Here is a 16,272-nt window from a genome sequence, read left to right on the forward strand (position 1 = left end):
AAGCCCCGGTGTTGCCTCTGCTACGGTACGCAGCCGGGGCACAGCTTTGTGTGAGCAAGGGTGCCACAGGCGCCTTGTCGCAGGGGTCATCTCCGAGCAGGCCGCCGCGATCACACGCTTGCTCTGCCGGCACCATGGATCGCTCGGGTCTGGCCCGGTCCGGCTCCCGGCGAGGACCGGGCCGGCCGGCGGCCGGTGCCCCGGGTGTTACGGCCGGTCGGCGACCAGGGCGTCCGCGAGGACGGCGAGGCCGGCCGCGACCCGCGCGGCGTCGCACTCCCGCAGCACGGCGGTGACGTGCTCGGCCGCGAGCGGGGCGAGCAGCGCGTGGGCGAGGTAGTCGGCGTCCGCGTCCGGTCGCGCCTCGGCCAGCAGGATCGCCAGGTGGCGGTGCCAGAAACGGTAGGCGCCGATCCGATAGCGGGCGCCCGGGCTCGCGGTCTCCGACACGCGCAGCAGGTCGAGGTGCCCGAAGAGATAGCCGGCGTAGGCCGCCACGAACGCGCGCACCCGGTCGGCGGGTGAGGCGCCGGGCCCCAGCGGCGGCGGCCCGGACAGGATGCGCTCCTGCAGTTCCCGTTCCTTGTCGTCGAGCAGGGCCGCCGCGAGTCCCGACTTGTCCCCGAACCGACGGAACAGCGTGCCCTTGCCCACCCCGGCCTCCGCCGCCACCGCGTCCATCGAGACCGCTTCGACTCCGTGCTCGCGGAACAGCCTCGCCGCCGCCTCCAGCACCCGTCGCCGGTTGCGGGCCGCGTCCGCGCGCTCGCGGGGCGGGTCCGCCATCAGGGAGGTGAGGTCTCTTGACGAACCGGACTGCGGTCCGGTAATTTCCGGAGTGTTCACGCAAACGGACTGTAGTCCAGTTAATTGGAGGACGCAATGACCGCTCTCATCGGCAGGGACGAGCTCAAGGCCGCCATCGACGCGGGCGCCGTCACCGTCGTCGACGCGCTCGGCGGCGACTACTACGCCCGGCAGCACCTTCCGGGCGCGATCCCGCTGACGGAGTCCGAGGTCGCCGAGCGGGCCGCGGAACTGCTGCCGGACAAGAACGCGCCGATCGTCACCTACTGCTCGAACCCGTCCTGCGCCAACAGTCAGGCCGTGGCCAACCGGCTGACCGCGCTCGGGTACACCGACGTGCGCAAGTACCGGGAGGGCATCCAGGACTGGGTCGAGGCCGGTCTGCCGGTCGAGTCGCTGACCACGGCGTCCTGACCACGGCGTCCTGACCACCGGGATCGCTCAGGCGGAGCCCCGGACGACGAGTTCGGTCGGGAGGATCACGGGGTCCGCCGGGCCGCCCTGGAACAGCCCCAGCAGCAGCCGGACCATCGCGGCGGCCTGCTCGATGATCGGGTGCCTGATCGTGGTCAGCGGGGGCTCGGTGTAGCGGGCCGCCTCGATGTCGTCGAACCCGACGACCGCCACGTCGTCCGGCACCCGGCGGCCCGCCTGACGCAGGGTCTGCAGCGCCCCGATGGCCATGAGGTCGTTGGCGACGAAGACGGCGTCCAGGTTCGGGTCGTCCTGCAGCAGATGACGCATCGCGACGGCGCCGGACTCCCGGGTGAAGTCGCCGACGGCGACGATCGACCGCCGGTCGGACTCGCGCAGGGCGTCACGGTAGCCCGTGAGCCGGTCCTGGCCGCCGATCATGTCCTGCGGCCCGGCGATCGTGGCGATGCGCCGCCGTCCGCTGTCCAGCAGGTGGCGCACCGCCTTCACCGCGCCGCCCACGTTGTCGTTGTCCACGTACGGCAGGGGCACCGGCACCGCCGGCCTGCCGTACGAGACGGCGGGGACGCCCATCCGCGCGATGGCGGCGGGCAGCGGGTCGGCGCCGTGCATCGAGATCAGCATGACCCCGTCGACGTGGCCGCTGGCGATGTAGCGCTCGATCCTCGCGTGACTCTGGGCCGAGCCGCCGAGCATGAGCACGACCTGCCGGTCGGCGGCCTCGAGTTCCAGACTGGCCGAGCGGATGACGGTGGAGAACATCGGGTCCTCGGAGAAGACCCTGGTCGGCGGCTCCGACACGACCAGCGCGATCGAGTCGGTCCGCTGGGTGACGAGGCTGCGCGCCGCCGAGTTGGGCACGTATCCCAGCTCGTCCACGGCGCGCATCACGGCATCCCTGATCTGCGGCGTCACCGTCATCTGCCCGTTGACGACCCGGGAGACGGTGGCGCGGGAAACCCCTGCCCGCGCCGCCACCGCCTCCAGAGTGGGTCGTTTCATTCATTCCCCCTTTGCGGTGCCTGACAAATCAAGCGTCGTCAGGCACTCCCCAGCCCATTGCGTGCGATGACGTCTCGATACCACAGCGCGCTGTCCTTGGGAACGCGTCGCTGGGTCTCGAAGTCGATGTACACGATGCCGAACCTCTTGTGGTAGCCGTAGGCCCACTCGAAGTTGTCCAGGAGAGACCATACGAGATAACCCCTCAGGTCCGCTCCCGCGGCGATCGCGGCGTGCGCCGCCCGCAGGTGTCCGTCGAGGTAGCCGATCCGGTCGTCGTCGTGCACCCGATCGCCGTCGGGCCGGTCGTCGAAGGCCGCGCCGTTCTCCGTGACGAGCAGCCCGACCTCGGGGTAGTCGCGCGACAGCCGTACGAGCAGGGTCTCCAGGCCGGACGGCTCGATGGGCCAGTCCATCGCGGTCGTCGGGCCGGTCGGCGGCTCGAACCGGACGCCCTCGGTGCCGGGGAAGGCGGGGTTGGCCGGCTCGCCCGGCCGGGCCGACACGAAGGACGGGTTGTAGTAGTTGATGCCGAGCAGGTCGATCGGCTGGTGGATGACGGCCAGGTCGCCGTCGCCGATGTGGTCGAGGCCGCCGTGGCGCGCGGCGATCTCCAGCACCTCCTCCGGGTAGCGGCCCCGCAGCGCCGGGTCGAGGAACTGCCGGTTCATCAGCGCGTCCACCCGGGCGGCCTCCTCCTGGCCGTCGTCCGTCTGGATGATCGGCGCGAGGTTGAGGGTGAGCGCGATCTCGGCGGCCCCGGCCGCGCGCAGGGACTGCGCCGCCAGCCCGTGGCCGAGCAGCAGGTGGTGGGCCGCGCGGAACGCGGCCGCCGGGTCGCGCCTGCCCGGGGCGTGGACGCCGGAGCAGTAGCCGAGGAAGGCGGCCACCCACGGCTCGTTCAGCGTGGTCCACGTGCGGACGCGGTCGCCGAGCCGCTCGTGCACGACGGCGGCGTAGTCGGCGAAGCGCTGAGCCGTGTCCCGTACGGCCCAGCCGCCGGCGTCCTCCAGCGCCTGCGGCAGGTCCCAGTGGTACAGCGTCGGGTAGGGCGTGATGCCGTGGGCGAGCAGCTCGTCCACCAGGCGGTCGTAGAAGCCGAGGCCGGCGGCGTTGACCCGCCCCGCCCCGGTGGGCAGGATCCGCGGCCAGGCCACCGAGAACCGGTACGCCGCCAGGCCCAGACCGGCCATGAGCCGGACGTCGTCGGCGTACCGGTGGTAGTGGTCGCAGGCGACATCGCCGGTGTGGCCGTCGGCCACGTTGCCCGGGACCTTCGAGAACGTGTCCCAGATCGAGGGGCCCCTGCCGTCCTCGGCGGCGGCGCCCTCGATCTGGTAGGCCGCCGTGGCGGCGCCCCAGACGAAGCCGTCAGGGAAAACCAACTTGGACGATCCGGTCCCCCGAGCAGCCATGGTCGTCGCGGTCATCACTAACCTCCGAGGAAACCCCGCCTTCAGGCGGGGGAGGAATCGGAGCCCTGCGGAGCAGGGCAGGGGTAGGCGTTTCGCCGCCAGGCGAATCGCCATACGAACAAACATGCGATCCGCAACCTGGTCGAGTGGCATGATGTGCGGCATGGCGCGGATCGTGAAGCGGGCCTACAAGTACCGCTTCTACCCGACCCCGGAGCAGGCCGGCGAGCTTGCCCGGACCTTCGGGTGTGTGCGCCTGGTGTACAACAAGGCCCTGGAGGAACGGACCCGCGCCTACACGCTGCAGGGCCGCCGCGTGTCCTACGCGGAGTCCTCGGCCGCGCTCACCCTGTGGAAGAAGACACCCGAGTTGGCGTTCCTGGGCGAGGTGTCCTGCGTGCCGTTGCAGCAAGCCCTGCGGCACCTGCACGCGGGGTCCGCGAACTTCTTCGCGCGCCGGGCCAGGTACCCCACGTTCAAGTCGCGCAAGAAGTCGCGGGCCTCGGCGGAGTACACCCGCAGCGCGTTCCGCTGGCGGAACGGCCGGCTGTGGCTGGCGAAGATGGACGACCCGCTGGACATCGTGTGGTCGCGTCCGCTGCCGGAAGGCGCGGACCCGTCCACGGTGACCGTCTCCCGGGATGCGGCCGGGCGGTGGTTCGTGTCCATCCTTGTGGAGGAGAAGATCCCGCCTCTGGCCACCACCGAGCACGTGGTCGGGGTGGACGCGGGGATCAGCGCGCTGGTCACCCTGTCCCGGCCGATCGACGGCCTGACCGACGAGGACGGCAAGGTCGCCAACCCTCGGCATGAGTGGGCCGACCGCAAGCGCCTGGCCAAGGCGCAGCGGTCGCTGGCCCGCAAAGCCAAGGGCAGCGCGAACCGGGCCAAGGCCCGGCTCAGGGTCGCCCGCGTGTACGCGCGGATCAGTGCCCGCCGCCGGGATTTCCTGCACAAGCTTTCGACTCGACTCGTCCGCGAGAACCAAGCGGTCGTGATCGAGGACCTGACCGTCCGCACCATGGTCCGCAACCACTGCCTCGCCCGCGCCATCTCCGACGCGTCCTGGCGGGAACTGCGGTCGATGCTGGCGTACAAAGCCGAGTGGTATGGGCGGGAGTTGCTGGTCGTGGACCGGTGGTTCCCCTCCTCCAAGCTGTGTTCCGCCTGCGGGGTGCTGGCCGGGTCGATGCCGCTGCACGTCCGGACCTGGCAATGCGCCTGCGGCGCAACCCATGACCGGGACGTCAACGCCGCCACGAACATCCTCGCCGCCGGGCTGGCGGAGAGGTAAAACGCCTGTGGAGCTGGTGTAAGACCTCAACGAGAGCCCTCTCGGACGGGGCAACCGGCAGCGAAGCAGGAAGTCTGACCGGCAACGGTTGGAATCCGGGCCCTGCAGGGCCGGGAGGATGTCAACCCTTCACAGCTCCCTGCATGATTCCTCCGATGATCTGTTTGCCGAGCAGGACGAAGATGAGCACCAGCGGCAGGGTCGCCACCGCCGTGCCCGTGAGGCCGAGCGTGAAGTCCCGCACGTAGCCGCTGGCGAGCTGCGACAGCGCGACCTGCACGGTTGGATTGTCGGGGGTGAGGACGACCAATGGCCAGAAGTAATCATTCCAAGCCGTCATGAACGTGAGCATTCCGAGCACCGCCGCCGCCGGCCGGGCGGCCGGGAGCACGACGTGCCAGAACAGCCGGGCCGTGCTGCACCCGTCGATCCGGCCGGCCTCCAGCAGCTCGGTGGGCAGCGCGCGGCTCAGGTACTGCGTCATGAAGAACACGCCGAACGCGTTGACCAGCGCCGGGACGATCACGGCGTACATCGTGCCGGTCCACTCCAGCTTGATCATCAGCATGTAGAGCGGGATGATGCCGAGCTGCGTGGGGACCATCATCGTCACGACGGTCATCAGCAGGAGCGCGTTGCGCCCGCGGAAACGCAGCTTGGCGAACGCGAAGCCGGCCAGCGTGGAGAAGAACATCACCGACACGGTGATCGTCCCCGCGACCACGAACGAGTTGAGCAGCGCCAGCGCGAACGGCGCGGTGTCGAAGACCCGCTGCACGTTGGCGAAGAAGTTGCCGCCGGGCAGCAGTGGCGGCGGCACCTCGGCCAGCGCCGCGTTGTCGTGCGAGGCGACGATCACACTCCAGTAGACCGGGAACGCCGAGAAGAACGCCACCGCCACGAGGGTGAGATAGGTGAGCGGATGCCCGCGTAGCGCCTTAAACATCCAGACCTCCACGCATGCGCCGGACGACGAGGTAGTTGAAGCCCACGACCACCACCACGAGGAGGAACATCATCCACGCCGCCGCCGAGGCGTAGCCGAACTCGAAGCTGCGGAAACCCTTCTCGTACAGGTAGAGGGCGAGGGTCTGGAACTGGCGGTCGGTGCCGCCGGTGGCCGCCGCGCCGTTGCTGACCTGCGCGCCGAACAGCAGCGGCTCGGCGATGATCTGCATCGACCCGATCGTGGTGACGATGACCGTGAAGATGACGGTCGGCCGGATCATCGGGAGCGTGATGCCCCACAGCTGCCTGAGGCTGGACGCGCCGTCGAGGGTCGCCGCCTCGTAGATCTCCTTGGGCACGGCCTGCATGGCGGCGAGGTAGATGAGCGCGTTGTAGCCGGCCCACCGCCACATGATCATGACCGCGATGGCGACGTGCGAGCTGGCCACGCCCGCCTGCCAGTTGATCCGGCCGAACCCGAGCCAGTCGAGCACCATGTTGATCAGGCCGAAATCGCGCCCGAAGAGCTGGCTGAAGATGACCACCACGGCCACCACGCTGGTCACGTTGGGCAGCAGGAGCGTGATGCGGAACAGCGTCTGCGCCCGCAGCGGCCGGTTCAGCAGGTGCGCGAGCACGAGCGCGAGCAGCAGCTGCGGCACCGCCGACAGGACGCCGATCGACAGCGTGTTGAACGCCGCGTTCCAGAAGTAGCCGTCGGCGAACAGCGCGGTGTAGTTGTCCAGGCCGATGAACGGGTTGTCGCTGCTCAGCAGGTTCCAGTCGTGCAGCGACACCCAGGCCGTGTAGATGAGCGGGAAGATGCCGAAGGCCGCGAAGAGCAGGAAGAACGGCGCGACGTACGCGTACGGCGAGGCCTGCCGGTCCAGCCGGTGCAGGCGGGAGCGCCAGCCCGACGCCGTCGTCGCCGGGGCGGGACCACCCGTGCCCGAAGGGCCGCTGGGGGACGATTGTGCGGCCGGAGGGCCGCCGGGGGAGGGCGCCACGGTCCGCACGGACCCGCCCGGGGGTGTTGCCATGGGAGATCCTCCTTCGGGAGAGCCCCCGAGCGTGGTCGCCCGGGGGCCCTGCCGGCGACGGGCTACTTGATCGCTTCCAGGTCCTTGAGGACCTGGGCCCACGCCTCGTCGGGCGACTGCTTGCCCTGCTCGACCCGGCCGATGCCGTTGCCGATGGCCGTACGCACGTCGCCCTCGCGGGGGCCGAGGTGCTGCGGCTTGAGGTTCTTCGCGGCGTCGGAGTAGATCTTGCCGACGGGGGCGTCGTTGAAGAAGTCCTTCGTGAAGTTCTGGATGTCGGGCTGGTCGTACAGCGAGGGGATCGACGGGAAGTTGCCGATCGCCTTGAACACCGCGGCCTGGTTCTGCGCCGAGGTCAGGAACTCGATCAGCTCGGCGGCCTCCTTGGGGTGCTTGCTCTGCTTGGGCACCGTGAGGTGGGAGCCGCCGGAGTTGCCCGCGCCGCCGGGGACGGTGGCGATGTCCCACTTGCCTGCCGAGTCCTTGGCCTGGTCCTGGATGTAGGCGGTCATCCACGCGGGGCAGATCACGGTCGCGAACGAGCCCTTGGCGAAGCCGGTGTTCCACTCGGGCGTGAAGGCCCCGATCTTGGCGGACAGGTCGGCGTCGATCATCTGGATCGACAGGTCCCATGCCTTCTTCACGTCGGGGTTGGTGGCGACGACGATGTTGTCCTGCGCGTCGTACACGCCGACCGGGGCCTGGGCGATGATGGCGCGGAAGATCTCGCCGGGGCTGTCGAAGAACTTGGCGTCCTTGGGCGCCTTGGCGGCGAACTTCCTGCCGGTCTCGATGTACTGCTCCCAGGTGGGCCACAGGGCCGACACCTCGTCGCGCTTGCTCGGCAGGCCGGCCTGCTCGAACAGGTCGGTCCGGTAGCACATGGCCAGGCCGCCGACGTCGGTGCCGAGGCCGAGGAGAGCGCCACTGGGGGCCAGGCCCTGCTGCCACTTCCAGTCGAGGTACTCGCCCTGGCGCTTGTCGAGGCCGTACTGCTTGAGGTCGGTGAACTTGTCGGGCTGCGAGGTGAACTGGCTGATGTAGCCCACCTCGATCGCCTCGACGTCCGCGGCGCCCGCCCCGGTGGCCAGGTGCGCGGCGAGGTTCGTGTGGTGGTCGGCGAACGCCGCCTGGCGCTCCTCGATCTCGACGTTCGGGTGCGTCTTCTTGAACTCCTCGTACAGCGGCTTGAAGCCGAAGTCGCCGAAGAGGCCGACGCTGAGTTTGACCTTCTCGGTGGATTGGCCGCCGCCGGCCCCGGTGTCGGATCCGCCTCCGCCGCACGCCGTGAGCGTGAGCAGGGAGGCGGCGAGCATGGGGGCGACGAACCGGACGGCCCGGCGGCCCGGGTGGGGAGTGCCCATGAACCCTCCTTGGGTTCCGCATATGTAATCGATCTTGAAGAGAGCGCTCTCGCACAAGAGTGGGAGTCGGCCGTGAGGTCGTCAAGGGCTGGATCAGTAACGATTGCCGTTATCTCCAGACGGTGAAACCGCTGGTGAGAGCGCTCCCACGGCTATCGGCGCAGCGTGCGGGGGTCCCGTCACGGCCCGGCGGGAGGGGTCGCCGGAGTGTGGATCGGTCGCCGGGCCGCGGGCCGAACCCGAAGAGAGAGCGTTTTCTCGATCTTCATGAAACTTTCTCTCCCCGTTGACAAGGGGTTGCATCCCGCTTAACGTCAGCGGCGCTGAGAGCGCTTCCAGCGTTGCTGCCGGATTACGGGCCGGCAGGAGTTCCGCCTCCCGCAGTCGTTAACCCCCCAGCGGAGGTCGCACATGCCACTCCGTCCTGTCAGGACCCTCGGCCTCGCCGTCCTGACCGCCCTCACCCTGTCCCTGCCCGCCCTGCCCGCCGGCGCCGCCACGGTCCCGGTCGGCGCGGGCGGCTACACCACCGACCTGCCCGCCGGAGCAAGCGGTCCCGCCAACTCCGCCGGCGCTCCGGTCACGCCCAAGGTCACATCGAGCGTCACCCGCAAGGTGCCCACCAACGACTGGTGGTCGTCGCTCGCCTTCCAGCGGTACGCCGCGAACCCGTACTCGGAGAACATTTACGGCCACCCGCTGACCTTCCGTGCGGTGGCCGGCGGGCTCGAGGTCAGCTACCCCACCACGCCGTTGATCAGCTCCGACGGCCGGCAGTACGAGTTCCCGCACGCCCGCGACCTCACGCTGGGCGTGACCGGCCTGAACTCGCCCGACACCAAGGTGGACGACTGGTCCGACTGGACCGTCACGCCGTACTGGTCGGACGGCGCGCGCTCGCTGAAGGCGACGATCGGCCACGGCCTGCCGTACGTCTACGCGACGCCGAGCGGCGGCGACGCCCGGGTCGCGTTCGTGGCCACGCCCACGGTCTGGGCCGATCGGGGCAACGTCCTCGGCGTCACCGTCAACGGCCACCACTACGGGATCTTCGGGCCGTCCGGCACCGACTGGAGCCTCAGCGGCACCGTGGCGACCGACGCGCTCGGCGGGAAGAACTACTTCTCGGTCGCCGTGCTGCCCGACGCGTCCGCCTCGACGCTCGACCTGTTCGCGAAGTACGCCTTCAGCTTCGTCACCGGCACGAGGGTGACCTGGTCGTACGACGAGACGTCGGCGCGGCTCACCACAACCTACACGGCGACCACCTCGGCCAAGGAGGGCACGCAGACCGGCACGCTGCTGGCGCTCTACCGCCACCAGTGGCTGGCCACGAGCAGCCCGCTGACGTCGTACGCCTACGTCTCGCCACGCGGCACGATGAAGCTGCGCGAGGGCACGTCGTTCAGCACCGTCCAGACGTTCCACGGCGTGCTGCCGTCGCTGCCCGACCTCGGCGCGTACGACAGGACCAGGCTCGGGGGCTACGTCAGGCAGGAGGCGAACGCGACCGACCCGTGGAAGGGCGCGACCGACACCTACTGGACCGGCAAGGCCCTCGGCCGGCTGGCGCAGCTCGTGCCGATCGCCGACCAGCTCGGCGACACCGCCTCACGTGACAAGCTGCTCGGCCTGCTGAAGGGCGAGCTGGAGAGCTGGTTCACGACCGGGGGAGCCGAGCAGTTCCGCTACGACGCCACGTGGGGCGTGCTCACCGGCTACCCGGCCTCGTACGGCAGCGACACCGAGGTCAACGACCACCACTTCCACTACGGCTACTACCTGATGGCCGCCGCGACCGTGGCGAGGTACGACTCGTCCTGGGCGGCGAGCTGGGCGCCGATGGCCAAGCTCCTGGCCGCCGACGCCAACAACGGGGACAGGTCGGAGACCCGGTTCCCGTTCCTGCGCAACTTCGACCCGTACGCCGGCAACGGCTGGGCGTCGGGGCACCAGGGGTTCGCGGCGGGCAACAACGAGGAGTCGTCGTCGGAGGCGATGAACTTCGCGACCGGGGCGATACTCCTCGGCGCGGCGACGGGTGACACCGCCCTGCGTGACCTCGGCGTCTACCTCTACACGACCCAGTCGTCGGCCATCGCGCAGTACTGGTTCGACAAGGACGACGCGGTCTTCCCCGCCGGGTTCGGGCACGACACGGCCGGCATGATCTGGGGCTCCGGCGCGGCGTACTCGACCTGGTGGACGGCCAACCCCGAGGAGATCCACGGGATCAACATGCTGCCGGTCACCGGCGGGTCGCTTTACCACGGGCTCTACCAGGCCGACGTGAAGCAGAACCTGTCCGAGATGGAGGCGAACAACGGCGGCCCGGCCGTCGAGTGGAAGGACGTCGTCTGGCAGTTCCGGGCGCTCGCCGACCCGGCCGCGGCCAAGAGCGCGTGGGACGCCGGATACACGACGCTGGCGCCCGAGTCGGGCGAGTCGCTCGCGCACACCTACCACTGGATCTACAACCTGGCCAGGATGGGCACGGTCGACCCCGGCGTGACCGCCGACAGCACCACCGCCGCCGTCTTCGCGGGCGGCTCCACCCGGACGTACGTCGCGCACAACTTCGGCACGTCGGCCAGGGTGGTGAGGTTCTCGGACGGCAGGACCCTGACCGTGCCGGCCCGGTCCACCGCGACCAGCGCGGGCGGGTCCACCTCGCCGTCCCCGTCGCCCTCGCCGTCTCCGTCACCCTCCCCGTCACCCTCGCCGTCCCCGTCTCCTTCCCCTTCGGGATCCCCGTCGCCCGCTCCGGGCGGGGTGGACGCCCGCTCGACCATCCAGGCCGAGGCGTACCAGGCGCAGAGCGGCACGCAGACGGAGACGACCCAGGACGCCGGCGGCGGCCAGAACGTCGCCTACATCGGCAACGGCGACTGGCTGCGCTACGACAACGTCGACTTCGGGTCGACCGCGGCACGGCAGTTCAAGGCCAGGGTCGCCTCCGGCGCGGCGGGCGGCGTGAGCGGCCTCGTACAGGTGCGGCTCGACAGCCCGACGGCGGCCCCGATCGGCGACTTCGCCCTCGGCAACACCGGCGGCTGGCAGAGCTGGACGACGATCCCCGCGAACATCACGGGCGTCACCGGCAGGCACACCGTCTACATCACCTTCAGCAGCGGCCAGCCGGCCGACTTCGTCAACCTCAACTGGTTCACGTTCGCCACATCCTGATGAACGGGCCTGACGAACGGCCCTGACGAACGGCCCGCGGTGGGCGGCACGCCGGGAACGGCGTGCCGCCTCAGCGGCGGTTTTCAGCCGGTCGCGCGTCTCAGGCTCTCGCGGTACCGCTGAGGGCTCACGCCGTGTTCCCGCTTGAAGGCCGAGCTCAGTGCGAAGGCGGTGCCGTACCCCACCCGGCGGGCCACCGCCTCCAGCGTCGCGTCCGTCTCACGCAGCAGGTCGGCCGCCTGCGCCAGCCGCAGCCCGGTCAGGTAGGCCATCGGCGGCTCGCCGACGAGCCGCCCGAACCGCTGCGCCAGCGCGGCGCGGGAGACCCCTGCCCGGCCGGCCAGATCGGCGACCGTCCAGGGGTGCGCCGGGTCGGCGTGCAACATCCGCAGCGCCGGCCCCACCACCGGGTCGCCGTGCGCCCGGTACCAGCCCGGGGCCCGCGCGCCGGGGCGGGAGAACCAGGTCCGAAGCACGGCGATCAGCAGCAGGTCGAGCAGGCGGTCGAGCACCACCTCCTGACCCGGCTCGTCCTTGACGATCTCGCGGCCGAGCAGCGTGACCAGGGAGCCGTCCCAGGAGTCACCGCTCAGCACCAGCAGCGTCGGCAGCGCCGCCAGCAGCCGATGGGTGACCGCGCCGCGCATCTGGTAGGTGCCGATGAGCATCACGGCGGAGCCGTCGGGGTCGTTGCCCCAGTTGCGCGTGCCGAGGTCCATCTCCGCCGACATGCCGTGGCCGTCCGGCGTGGTGCAGACCTGCCCGGGGTGGATCACGACCTGCGGCGCGGTCGCGGGATCGTCGGCGACCGTGTAGTGGCCGGGCCCGCGCACGACGGCCACGTCGCCGGGCCCCACCCGTACGGCCCGCTCCCCGTCCGGGGTGATCCACGCCTGGTCGCGCACCATCGCGACCAGGCACAGCGGCGCCTCGTCCTGGATGCGCACCGACCAGGGCGGGCTCAGCGTCGCCCGCAGCAGGAACGCCCCGCGCGCCCGGGGCCCGTCCAGGAGATCGGCCAGCGCGTCCATGCCGGGAATCGTAGACGCCCGGATATGCGGCCGAGATCCTCGACGATGTCGCCCGTAGCGGTACGCCGGTTGGCTGATCACCATGATGTACCTCCTCGCCGCCGCCTCCGCCGCCCTGTCCCTGCTCATGACCGCCGGGATGGCGGGCACGTTCTTCGGGTTCTCGGTGGGCGTCATGCCGGGACTGAACGCGGTGCCGGCCTCCTCGGCGATCGACGCGATGAACGCGATCAACGTCAAGATCCAGAACCCGGTGTTCCTGGCGGCGTTCGTCCTCGCCCCGGTCGCCGCCGCCGGGGCGGGCGCCTTCCTGCTGGCCACCCCGCACTCCGGCGCGGCCTGGCCGTTCTTCGCCGCGGCCGCGGTCTACGCCGTCGGCGTGGTCCTGACGACGGCCGCGGTGAACGTGCCGATGAACGACGCCCTGGCCGCCGCGGCTGCCCACGGCGACCTGACCGAGACCGCCGCCCGGCTCTGGTCGGACTACTCGTCCCGGTGGACCACGTGGAACACCTGGCGGGCCATGGCCGGCGGGGTGAGCCTGCTGCTGATGGGTTACGGCGCCTACCTCTGGGGCCGGGGCTCCTGACCTGGCCGCCGCTGTGGGCGCGATGCCCGCGGTTTGCACGCACCTGGACCGAAAGTCCCACGATCACGGGACTTCGGGATGACCGTGGCGTGCCGTACGGCTCCTGCGGCAGGGCCGGTGATCGCGGTTTGCTTGAGATGTCAAAGAGAGAGCAAAGACGCGAAACGTTGAAAGGGGCCGGTCATGGCCACCATCGAGAGGCGTAACCAGAGGACTCACCTCGACGCCGCCACCACCGCGCCCCAGACGACCCCCGCCACTGCGCCCCGGACGACCGCCGGCCCCGCCCGGTACGCCTGGGCCGCCGCCCGCGTCGCCATCGGCTGGGTGTTCCTGTGGGCCTTCCTGGACAAGATGTTCGGCTTCGGCTTCGCCACTCCCGCCGCCAAGGCCTGGATCAACGGTGGCAGCCCCACCACCGGCTTCCTCAAGGGCACCGCCGACAACACCTTCGGCGGCCTGTTCAACACCCTCGCCGGACAGCCCTGGGTCGACTGGCTGTTCATGACCGGCCTGGCCGGCATCGGCACCGCCCTCATCCTCGGCATCGGAATGCGCATCGCCGCCACCACCGGCACCCTGCTCCTGCTCCTGATGTGGGCCGCCGAACTCCCCCTGACCACCAACCCCTTCATGGACGAGCACATCGTCTACGCCATCGTCCTGATCGGCCTGACCCTGGCCGGCGCCGGCACCACCCTCGGGCTCGGCAGGGTCTGGGCCGCCACCCCGCTGGTCCGCCGCCTCCCGATCCTCAAGTAACCCCCGACAAGCTCCGGCGCCCACCCCCAGCCCCCTGGGGGTGGGCACCGGCATGTCCGCTGTCCGCGACGGGAAACGGTGATCGGTCTCCGTAGGGGAGAGCGCTCTCGCTTGAAGTGGCTCACAAGTGATTTGGTCGAGAGAACGCTCTCTTGAATTTCACAGACCCTCTTGACGTCAGTGAGATTCAGAGGGGACAGTGGCGCTCAAGTGGTCCGCGGTCGCGGTGCGCGGGCTCTCACGACCCTCTCCGGACGCCGCCGTCCGGCCTTCCGGCAGACCTCTGCCGTCTCCGCTCCGTGAGGCCGCCCGCACCCCCCATCCCCCGCCGCGACGACCGGACCGAGGAGAGAGGTACTCATGCGTGTGCTCCACTCCCCATGGCGGCGCTCGATGCTGGCGTTGCTCGCCGCGGCCGCCGCGGTCATGGCCCTCGCCGTACGGCCCGCCGACGCGTCCGTCCCGGGGACGCCGTCCGGCTGGTCGCTCGTCTGGTCGGACGACTTCACCGGCGCGGCCGGATCGCTCCCGTCGTCCACCAACTGGATCATCGACACCGGCCACTCGTACCCCGGAGGTCCCTCGAACTGGGGCACCGGCGAGATCCAGAACTACACGGCCAACCCGGCCAACGTCAGCCTGGACGGCTCCGGCAACCTGCGCATCACCCCGATCGGCAGCGGTCAGAACTGGACATCGGCCCGCATCGAGACCCGTCGTACGGACTTCAAGCCCGAGGCCGGGCGGATCCTGCGCATCGAGGGGCGCATCCAGATGCCGAACGTCACCGGCGACGCCGCCCTCGGCTACTGGCCTGCCTTCTGGGCGCTGGGCTCGCCGTACCGCGGCAACTACCAGAACTGGCCCGCCATCGGCGAGTTCGACATCATGGAGAACGTCAACGGCATCAACTCGGTCTGGGGCGTGCTGCACTGCGGCGTGAACCCCGGCGGGGCGTGCGGCGAGACCAACGGCATCGGCGCCAGCCGGGCCTGCCCGGGCTCGACCTGCCAGTCGGCCTTCCACACCTACCGGTTCGAGTGGGACCGCAGCGTCACCCCCAACCAGCTCCGCTGGTACGTGGACGGTCAGCAGTTCCACAGCATCAGCCAGAGCCAGCTCGACGCCACGACCTGGTCGAACATGACCTCCCACGCCGGATACTTCATCCTGCTCAACGTCGCCATGGGCGGCGGCTTCCCCAACGGCGTCGCCGGATTCTCCACGCCGACCTCCGCCACCGTGTCCGGCCGGCCGATGGTGGTCGACTACGTGGCCGTGTGGCAGAGCGGCGCCACCAGCAGCCCCTCGCCGAGCTCGCCCCCGCCGGGTGGCGTGGACGCCCGCTCGACCATCCAGGCGGAGGCGTACCAGGCGCAGAGCGGCACGCAGACGGAGACGACCCAGGACGCCGGCGGCGGCCAGAACGTCGGCTACATCTCCAACGGCGACTGGCTGCGCTATGACGGCGTCAACTTCGGCTCGACGGCGGCGCGGCAGTTCAAGGCCAGGGTCGCCTCCGGCGCGGCGGCCGGCGTGAGCGGCCTCGTACAGGTGCGGCTCGACAGCCCGACGGCCACTCCCATCGGCGACTTCGCCGTCGGCAACACCGGTGGCTGGCAGACCTGGACGACCATCCCGGCCAACATCGCGCCGACCACCGGCACCCACACCGTCTACCTCACCTTCAGCAGCGGCCAGCCGGCCGACTTCGTCAACCTCAACTGGTTCACCTTCGCCACATCGTGAGACCACGCGGGCGGGGGCCGCGGTGGTCCCCGCCCGTGGGCCACGAGCGACGTCATTCGGTGGGCGTAACGGTCTCCGGTGACGCCGTCTCGCTGGGTGTCGCGGGCGCGGTCGGGGTCTGCGGGGCCCCTGACGGGGATGCCCCGCCTCCGCCGTGACCCGGCAGCGCCGGCCGGCTCGCGTCCGCGACGATGATCGCCCTCGGGTTGTTCCCCGTCGTGCCCACGACCCAGACCTGGTCGCCCTGCCGGATCCCCTGCAGGCCCTTGTAGTCGGCGACGATCCTGGTCGACTCGTCGACCGTGTAGGTGCGGCCGTTCACCGTGAGGCTGCTGCCCTGCAGCGAGTCCACCGCGCCCGTCTGGCTCGTGAAGGTCTGGTATTCGCCGGACGGGCTGGGCTGCGCCTGGGCCCCGGCCGGTCCGAGCTGGAGCAGGGCGAGCTCGGTCATGCCGAACTGCTCCGGACCCGGCCGCATCTGGCCCGCCTGGGCGTACCGCGGCTGGTCCTGACCGGGAGCGCCGGCCGCGGCGAGGCCGGCGCCGGTGGCGAGGGTGAGCGCCGCGGCGACTCCGAGGAGGAGCCGGGGCCGCTTGCCGTGAGGTTTCGGCGGCTTGCTGGAAGTGGTCATCGGTGTGCTCCCTCCACTC

At 70.5% G+C, this 16,272-nt stretch carries 14 protein-coding genes and 2 pseudogenes; 7 read left to right on the forward strand and 9 right to left on the reverse strand.

The window, feature by feature from the left end:
* Positions 1-207 precede the first annotated feature (207 nt).
* Positions 208-786: a TetR/AcrR family transcriptional regulator gene (locus HHX30_RS17350; RefSeq protein ID WP_169982990.1), complete on the reverse strand. Its 579-nt coding sequence runs from the start codon at positions 784-786 to the stop codon at positions 208-210.
* 96 nt (positions 787-882) lie between these two features.
* On the opposite strand from HHX30_RS17350, the gene HHX30_RS17355 reads away from it, so the two are divergent.
* A complete protein-coding gene (locus HHX30_RS17355) occupies positions 883-1,221 on the forward strand; it encodes a rhodanese-like domain-containing protein (protein WP_169982991.1) in 339 nt (112 codons plus the stop codon).
* A gap of 27 nt (positions 1,222-1,248) precedes the next feature.
* Here HHX30_RS17355 and HHX30_RS17360 read toward each other — a convergent pair whose 3' ends face one another.
* Both HHX30_RS17360 and HHX30_RS17365 read right to left on the reverse strand, forming a co-directional pair.
* Complete coding sequence (locus tag HHX30_RS17360; RefSeq protein ID WP_169982992.1) at positions 1,249-2,244, reverse strand: LacI family DNA-binding transcriptional regulator; 996 nt, start codon at positions 2,242-2,244, stop codon at positions 1,249-1,251.
* 38 nt (positions 2,245-2,282) lie between these two features.
* Positions 2,283-3,674, reverse strand: coding sequence for a GH1 family beta-glucosidase (locus tag HHX30_RS17365; protein WP_169982993.1), 1,392 nt, complete (start codon positions 3,672-3,674; stop codon positions 2,283-2,285).
* Between the two features lie 148 nt (positions 3,675-3,822).
* Here HHX30_RS17365 and HHX30_RS17370 point away from each other — a divergent pair.
* A pseudogene (locus tag HHX30_RS17370) lies at positions 3,823-5,031 on the forward strand (RNA-guided endonuclease InsQ/TnpB family protein).
* 43 nt (positions 5,032-5,074) lie between these two features.
* Here the strand turns inward: HHX30_RS17370 and HHX30_RS17375 are convergent.
* The 3 genes from HHX30_RS17375 to HHX30_RS17385 form a co-directional block, all read right to left on the reverse strand.
* Positions 5,075-5,899: a carbohydrate ABC transporter permease gene (locus HHX30_RS17375; RefSeq protein WP_169982995.1), complete on the reverse strand. Its 825-nt coding sequence runs from the start codon at positions 5,897-5,899 to the stop codon at positions 5,075-5,077.
* Positions 5,892-6,941: a carbohydrate ABC transporter permease gene (locus tag HHX30_RS17380; protein WP_169982996.1), complete on the reverse strand. Its 1,050-nt coding sequence runs from the start codon at positions 6,939-6,941 to the stop codon at positions 5,892-5,894. Before HHX30_RS17380 ends, HHX30_RS17375 begins: the two co-directional genes overlap by 8 nt.
* 62 nt (positions 6,942-7,003) lie before the next feature.
* The gene (locus tag HHX30_RS17385; RefSeq protein ID WP_169982997.1) at positions 7,004-8,305 is read right to left on the reverse strand and encodes an ABC transporter substrate-binding protein; all 1,302 of its coding nucleotides are present in this window, start codon (positions 8,303-8,305) and stop codon (positions 7,004-7,006) included.
* 1,380 nt (positions 8,306-9,685) lie between these two features.
* Between HHX30_RS17385 and HHX30_RS43730 the strand changes: the two are divergent.
* A pseudogene (locus tag HHX30_RS43730) lies at positions 9,686-10,738 on the forward strand (glycosyl hydrolase); the annotation flags it as partial.
* Positions 10,739-10,776: 38 nt separating this feature from the next.
* On the opposite strand, the gene HHX30_RS43735 reads toward HHX30_RS43730, so the two are convergent.
* A complete protein-coding gene (locus HHX30_RS43735) occupies positions 10,777-11,097 on the reverse strand; it encodes a hypothetical protein (RefSeq protein ID WP_396704261.1) in 321 nt (106 codons plus the stop codon).
* Here HHX30_RS43735 and HHX30_RS43740 point away from each other — a divergent pair.
* The gene (locus tag HHX30_RS43740; RefSeq protein WP_396704264.1) at positions 11,078-11,491 is read left to right on the forward strand and encodes a carbohydrate-binding protein; all 414 of its coding nucleotides are present in this window, start codon (positions 11,078-11,080) and stop codon (positions 11,489-11,491) included. The genes HHX30_RS43735 and HHX30_RS43740 overlap by 20 nt on opposite strands.
* 83 nt (positions 11,492-11,574) lie before the next feature.
* Here the strand turns inward: HHX30_RS43740 and HHX30_RS17395 are convergent, their stop codons facing one another.
* The gene (locus HHX30_RS17395) at positions 11,575-12,522 is read right to left on the reverse strand and encodes an AraC family transcriptional regulator (protein WP_169982999.1); all 948 of its coding nucleotides are present in this window, start codon (positions 12,520-12,522) and stop codon (positions 11,575-11,577) included.
* A gap of 82 nt (positions 12,523-12,604) precedes the next feature.
* Here HHX30_RS17395 and HHX30_RS17400 point away from each other — a divergent pair, with 82 nt between their 5' ends.
* The 3 genes from HHX30_RS17400 to HHX30_RS17410 all read left to right on the forward strand — a co-directional run bounded on the left by HHX30_RS17400 (position 12,605) and on the right by HHX30_RS17410 (position 15,622).
* Positions 12,605-13,111: an anthrone oxygenase family protein gene (locus tag HHX30_RS17400; RefSeq protein ID WP_169983000.1), complete on the forward strand. Its 507-nt coding sequence runs from the start codon at positions 12,605-12,607 to the stop codon at positions 13,109-13,111.
* 183 nt (positions 13,112-13,294) lie between these two features.
* Positions 13,295-13,873, forward strand: a complete 579-nt coding sequence (locus HHX30_RS17405; protein ID WP_249350141.1) for a hypothetical protein — start codon at positions 13,295-13,297, stop codon at positions 13,871-13,873.
* Positions 13,874-14,233: 360 nt separating this feature from the next.
* On the forward strand, positions 14,234-15,622 hold the full coding sequence (locus tag HHX30_RS17410; RefSeq protein ID WP_169983001.1) for a glycoside hydrolase family 16 protein: 1,389 nt from the start codon (positions 14,234-14,236) through the stop codon (positions 15,620-15,622).
* A 52-nt stretch (positions 15,623-15,674) separates the two neighbouring features.
* Here the strand turns inward: HHX30_RS17410 and HHX30_RS17415 are convergent, their stop codons facing one another.
* Positions 15,675-16,253, reverse strand: a complete 579-nt coding sequence (locus HHX30_RS17415; protein ID WP_169983002.1) for a DUF5666 domain-containing protein — start codon at positions 16,251-16,253, stop codon at positions 15,675-15,677.
* Positions 16,254-16,272: the final 19 nt, after the last annotated feature.

The organism is Microbispora sp. H10836 (assembly GCF_012999525.1).
GTDB lineage: Bacteria > Actinomycetota > Actinomycetes > Streptosporangiales > Streptosporangiaceae > Microbispora.

What these genes read in the sequence shown, in the direction of transcription:
- HHX30_RS17350 (WP_169982990.1), bottom strand. Translation starts at nt 786, where the DNA reads ATGGCGGACCCGCCCCGCGAGCGCGCGGACGCGGCCCGCAACCGGCGA.
- HHX30_RS17355 (WP_169982991.1), top strand. Translation starts at nt 883, where the DNA reads ATGACCGCTCTCATCGGCAGGGACGAGCTCAAGGCCGCCATCGACGCG.
- HHX30_RS17360 (WP_169982992.1), bottom strand. Translation starts at nt 2,244, where the DNA reads ATGAAACGACCCACTCTGGAGGCGGTGGCGGCGCGGGCAGGGGTTTCC.
- HHX30_RS17365 (WP_169982993.1), bottom strand. Translation starts at nt 3,674, where the DNA reads ATGACCGCGACGACCATGGCTGCTCGGGGGACCGGATCGTCCAAGTTG.
- HHX30_RS17375 (WP_169982995.1), bottom strand. Translation starts at nt 5,899, where the DNA reads ATGTTTAAGGCGCTACGCGGGCATCCGCTCACCTATCTCACCCTCGTG.
- HHX30_RS17380 (WP_169982996.1), bottom strand. Translation starts at nt 6,941, where the DNA reads ATGGCAACACCCCCGGGCGGGTCCGTGCGGACCGTGGCGCCCTCCCCC.
- HHX30_RS17385 (WP_169982997.1), bottom strand. Translation starts at nt 8,305, where the DNA reads ATGGGCACTCCCCACCCGGGCCGCCGGGCCGTCCGGTTCGTCGCCCCC.
- HHX30_RS43735 (WP_396704261.1), bottom strand. Translation starts at nt 11,097, where the DNA reads ATGGTCGAGCGGGCGTCCACCCCGCCCGGAGCGGGCGACGGGGATCCC.
- HHX30_RS17395 (WP_169982999.1), bottom strand. Translation starts at nt 12,522, where the DNA reads ATGGACGCGCTGGCCGATCTCCTGGACGGGCCCCGGGCGCGCGGGGCG.
- HHX30_RS17400 (WP_169983000.1), top strand. Translation starts at nt 12,605, where the DNA reads ATGATGTACCTCCTCGCCGCCGCCTCCGCCGCCCTGTCCCTGCTCATG.
- HHX30_RS17405 (WP_249350141.1), top strand. Translation starts at nt 13,295, where the DNA reads ATGGCCACCATCGAGAGGCGTAACCAGAGGACTCACCTCGACGCCGCC.
- HHX30_RS17410 (WP_169983001.1), top strand. Translation starts at nt 14,234, where the DNA reads ATGCGTGTGCTCCACTCCCCATGGCGGCGCTCGATGCTGGCGTTGCTC.
- HHX30_RS17415 (WP_169983002.1), bottom strand. Translation starts at nt 16,253, where the DNA reads ATGACCACTTCCAGCAAGCCGCCGAAACCTCACGGCAAGCGGCCCCGG.